This window comes from Caballeronia sp. (genome assembly GCF_049581465.1).
In the GTDB taxonomy this organism is placed as follows: Bacteria; Pseudomonadota; Gammaproteobacteria; order Burkholderiales; family Burkholderiaceae; genus Caballeronia.
The window spans coordinates 1-4,052 of the sequence record NZ_JBAUSA010001047.1 but is presented as its reverse complement, the minus strand read 5'-3'; the positions used below and the strand labels follow the sequence as shown (position 1 = coordinate 4,052).

Sequence of the window (4,052 nt, the reverse complement as noted above, 5' to 3'; positions counted from 1 at the left end):
CCCCTACCCCACGCGCCTCGATGTCCATCGCATGCGCGAGCGGGGTCAAGGCGATAGCCGCAGCTATACCCAACAATTTCTTGTGGAAAACTTTCATGTTTGCTTTATTTTGAATTGGGAAGCGTGACAGAGACGCCGCCAGCCCGTACGACCGTGCCGGCAGATGTTTCGTTGATTGAGGTGTCGCCAGACTGGACAATGGGCCTCGCCAGATCGAAACGCACCAGAAGTGCCTGGTATTCGTTCGACGACCGCAACGAGTCGAGATAGCCATCGGCGTCGAGCCGATTGGCGTCATGCATCCCGTTGATCATTGCATTCTCGAGCGCGGCGAGGGCTGCGAGCCGACTACCTGACAGAGCCTTTGCATCGGCAGCAACGAGCCATGCGTCCACGCTGGTCGGATTCGCCGCCGTGAGCTTGTCTGAAAGTGCAGATGCTTCGCCGAAATTCTTTTGATCAAGTGAGGACTTCACCTCGGCGACAGTCACATCGGATGCCACGGCTTCCGTCTTCGACGCGTCCTTCTCCGTGAATTTGCAGCCGGAAACTAACAGCACACAGGCGAGCGCTGCAACGCAATAGTTGCGAAGCGTCATGAGTTGATTCCCCGTTGAAACGATCTGCAGTGGTTTTAGCCTGAGACGACGCTCAGTCGGATTTGACCGTGATGTTCTTTGATGCACGCGTAGCGCGCTCTATTCCCGTGCTGCGGGATGTCCGAACTTCATGCCCGGTACTCTTGTAGTGTTTGCTTTTCTGAACATTTTTTTGTCAATTTTCTTGTCCATCGCTATGCGTCAAACAGCCATGGTCTGTTAGCATGCCCGCGCTGCCGCCCTCGCAATGCGCAGTCCGACTATCGACCCCCCGCGCCTAGTCGCAAGCGGCGAGTACGCGCAACAAATCAAACGAGTCGCCCGCGCACAACCTCCAGGATTTCATTACCTGGAATAACGACAAGCCGCGCTCAATCTTTAGGGAGCGTTTACCTAAATATCCGACGGAGTGAGGGTCGAATACGACGACGGCGGCGGCAATGTGAGAATGAAACGGGCCAACCTGGGGCTTGGTTTGACGGCCAACGCACGCGCAAGCGGGAGTTCCTTAACGAGATGGTTCGGGCTGGTCCGTGGGCTAGGCTTGTCGGGTTGGGCACGCCGCACGCAAATTCGGGCAAGAGAGGACGACCGCCATTTGCTGTTGAAACGATGCCGCGCATCCACGGCATGCAGCATTGGCTCACTTTAAGTAATCCCGCGATTGAAGCAGCGCTGCATGACGGCCACCGCTTCGGGAGTTCGCTGGACTTGATAACTGGAACACGCGGCTACCGGACTGGGGCACGTTCCTGCTGTGCCGGCATCTACTCGAGAAGCATGAGCTTGCCGGCCAGATGATGGAGACGGTGGCGGAACGCTCACTGCCTTTCAGCACTGGGTGACCGCTTGCCCTCATGCGCAAAAATGCGGCTCACATGGAGCCTCTAGCTCATGCAGAATTACAGCGTTGGATTCTCCGTTGGTACCGTGGTCGACTCACGGGAGGCCCGCCAGCTTCAGTGGTGAAATTTGTAGACGCGGTGCACTTAAAATTCGCGCCATTTAAAACGGGTGCCGGTTCGACCCCCGCCTCGGGCGCCAACGACGACCAGTGGCTAGATCAGACGTCAACAGCAGGCGGCCCTATATTTCCTTTGCTTTGATGCGCGCATGGCAGGAACAAAACGAAAACCACCCGACCGGGTGCCAACCGAAAACGTCTGAGCAAGTCGTTGCTGCTACCGATGGCGGCACAATCGGCGCGCGAGATGTCGCTCACCCACCACCTTGCGCTGGCTGCTTGTCGAGGCGACAGCGGGAACCGGCATCAGATCAACGAGCTGGTCCGTTCGGTGTATATGGCCTATTTCCTTCAGCGCATGGGGTTTGGTGATATGCCGTTTGAGTGCTACGAACACGCAGAAGCGGCGTTCGAAAACGCTCTCGCGGTCGCAACGAAATGCGCCAAGTGGATGCTCAGCGAGCAGGACGCGCCGGTGATCGAACGCTTGCTTGCGCTGCACGACCAGCAATTGAGTGAGGCGCCGATGCACCGCGTGGTGGCAGCCGAAAAACAACTACGCCAATTCCTGGCCGGCACCCGCGCTTCGCCGTTGGTTCGCCCGAAATCGGATTAACTGCCGGTCTCCCTTCCAATGAACGCGTTAACTTTTCAGCCATGCCGCGCGCTAAACGTGTAGGCTCCCGCGGCCGCCCCCTGCTAAAGGTGCGTCCCAAGCGCGGCGCACTGGCGCGGTACGGCGACCGAATTGTAGAGGTGCTGGGTGAGGCACGGGGCGAGCGCGTCATGATCCGCTCGCTGCACGCCGATGGTGTCGAGCGGCGTAGCGCGGTGAAGTGGAGAAATCTAATACTGCTCGACGACCAGTTGTTCTAGTGCGCGCCGGCATCTGAGCAAACCGCCGGCGGACCATCGTCGAATCGTAACTGCGACCACCCGCATTACGAGCGCCGCGAACGGGAAATGCATTCAACGCCCTACTTGTTCACTGCGTCCTTGAATGCTTTGCCGGCGGTGAACTTCACGGTCGTCGACGCTGCAATTTGAAGCGCCTCGCCGGTCTTCGGGTTGCGACCCGTTCGGGCCGCACGCGCGCCCGTGCTGAAAGATCCAAAGCCGATCAGTTGAACTGGATCGCCCTTGCCCACGGCATTCGTCACCGTCGCAAGGAATGCGTCAATCGTTTCGGCTGCGGCGGATTTGGCGATGCCTACTTCGCTTGCCACTGCATCGATGAGTTCCTGTTTGTTCATGTTCGCGTTCTCCAATTTAGGCGAAAGACAGCCTATGTACCTGTCAGGTCCGGAGGATACCGCACCGGACAAGCGCCTTTGGTTTGGAGCGGCCCCGGTATCACGGCGATAGCGCCCTGCTCCTGCGTTTGAGTTAACCGTCGGCGTAACCTTCGTCATCCGCATAATATTGTGCGGATGCATCGAGCATGCGCTGCCGTTCGGCGCGCGCACAAATGGACGTGGGCGGCAACGATGCGTGACCGAGGATACGCTGAACGACGTTGATGGACATGTCCCGGGCAACGGCTCGAGCTCCAAAAGCGTGCCATGTTCGCTGGAGAGCGCCGTTGGAATCGCGGCGGCTCGAACTGCGCCAACTGTGCCGCTTCCACCGAGCTGTCCGTCAATCAGGACAACGTCGCCGAGACCCACGGCCTTCACCAGCGGTTGGATATCGACACCCGCATCGACGCATGCGCCACGCGCGATTTCGTGTCGGCGCGGCCAGTCAGCGAGCACGCGGGCGCGATGGTGATGCGTCGTATCGAGCGCCACTAGCTACCGCCGTGAGTACTGCAAAATTCGACCAGCTGACCGAAGGTGTCAATCCCCTCCCCGATCAGTCTTGTGGTCGCCGGAGACGGGAAACGAAGGCCGTACTTGTGATGGCGCGTTGGATAGGGTTTAGCGAGTCTTCGCTCGGAGGAGGACCAGCTTTGGCTTTGCCGGTGAGTCCAACGAGCGACAAGGAGCCTGTCGTTACGATTTACGTAATATTCAATACAATTAGCCGAGTCGGGCAACTTGAACACCCAATCGTCCGAGAAAGGTGTGAGACGTCGGCATTATCCCCGCGAGGCAATGGGCTATTCGTGAAACATTCTAGAAGTTTGCAGGTAACACTTTGATTCTAAGCGTCTTCTACAGCGACGGTAGTGTAGGCGGATGTTTCACGAGCTGTGCCGACTGATCGACGATGTGGGCGGTGTATCAGTTACGCATGGCCCTGTAAGCGGCGTTGACGCCACGATTTTCCGAAGGCGCGTTCGTTAGCTACTGCTTTCGGAGACTGTCCGGTCCAGCGATTAGATCCTTGCATGCTAATAACAATTATCAGACAAGGCTACTGCGACGAAAGCGCCCAATTTCGTTACCGATATGGGATGTGGCCGCGGTCTGGCCGTGCGTGCTGCCGGTGTTTGGGCACAGCGATCCTTGCGAGCCGCCGTGCCGCGCCGCTTTACGACGGTTGAA

Annotated in this window: 4 protein-coding genes and 1 pseudogene; 3 read left to right on the top strand and 2 right to left on the bottom strand. The window is 58.2% G+C overall.

What is annotated here, in order from left to right; all coding sequences use genetic code 11:
• Positions 1–104: 104 nt before the first annotated feature.
• The gene (locus tag WCA53_RS25660; RefSeq protein WP_423917034.1) at positions 105–599 is read right to left on the bottom strand and encodes a hypothetical protein; all 495 of its coding nucleotides are present in this window, start codon (positions 597–599) and stop codon (positions 105–107) included.
• 448 nt (positions 600–1,047) lie between these two features.
• Here WCA53_RS25660 and WCA53_RS25655 point away from each other — a divergent pair.
• Both WCA53_RS25655 and WCA53_RS25650 read left to right on the top strand, forming a co-directional pair.
• Positions 1,048–1,411 (top strand): annotated as a pseudogene (locus tag WCA53_RS25655) (transposase); the annotation flags it as partial.
• Between the two features lie 399 nt (positions 1,412–1,810).
• A complete protein-coding gene (locus tag WCA53_RS25650; protein WP_423917032.1) occupies positions 1,811–2,179 on the top strand; it encodes a hypothetical protein in 369 nt (122 codons plus the stop codon).
• A 361-nt stretch (positions 2,180–2,540) separates the two neighbouring features.
• Here the strand turns inward: WCA53_RS25650 and WCA53_RS25645 are convergent, their stop codons facing one another.
• The gene (locus WCA53_RS25645) at positions 2,541–2,816 is read right to left on the bottom strand and encodes an HU family DNA-binding protein (protein ID WP_423917030.1); all 276 of its coding nucleotides are present in this window, start codon (positions 2,814–2,816) and stop codon (positions 2,541–2,543) included.
• 309 nt (positions 2,817–3,125) lie between these two features.
• Here WCA53_RS25645 and WCA53_RS25640 point away from each other — a divergent pair, with 309 nt between their 5' ends.
• Positions 3,126–3,356, top strand: coding sequence for a hypothetical protein (locus WCA53_RS25640; protein ID WP_423917028.1), 231 nt, complete (start codon positions 3,126–3,128; stop codon positions 3,354–3,356).
• Positions 3,357–4,052: the final 696 nt, after the last annotated feature.

What these genes read in the sequence shown, in the direction of transcription:
- WCA53_RS25660 (WP_423917034.1), bottom strand. Translation starts at nt 599, where the DNA reads ATGACGCTTCGCAACTATTGCGTTGCAGCGCTCGCCTGTGTGCTGTTA.
- WCA53_RS25645 (WP_423917030.1), bottom strand. Translation starts at nt 2,816, where the DNA reads ATGAACAAACAGGAACTCATCGATGCAGTGGCAAGCGAAGTAGGCATC.
- WCA53_RS25640 (WP_423917028.1), top strand. Translation starts at nt 3,126, where the DNA reads ATGTTCGCTGGAGAGCGCCGTTGGAATCGCGGCGGCTCGAACTGCGCC.
- WCA53_RS25650 (WP_423917032.1), top strand. Translation starts at nt 1,811, where the DNA reads ATGTCGCTCACCCACCACCTTGCGCTGGCTGCTTGTCGAGGCGACAGC.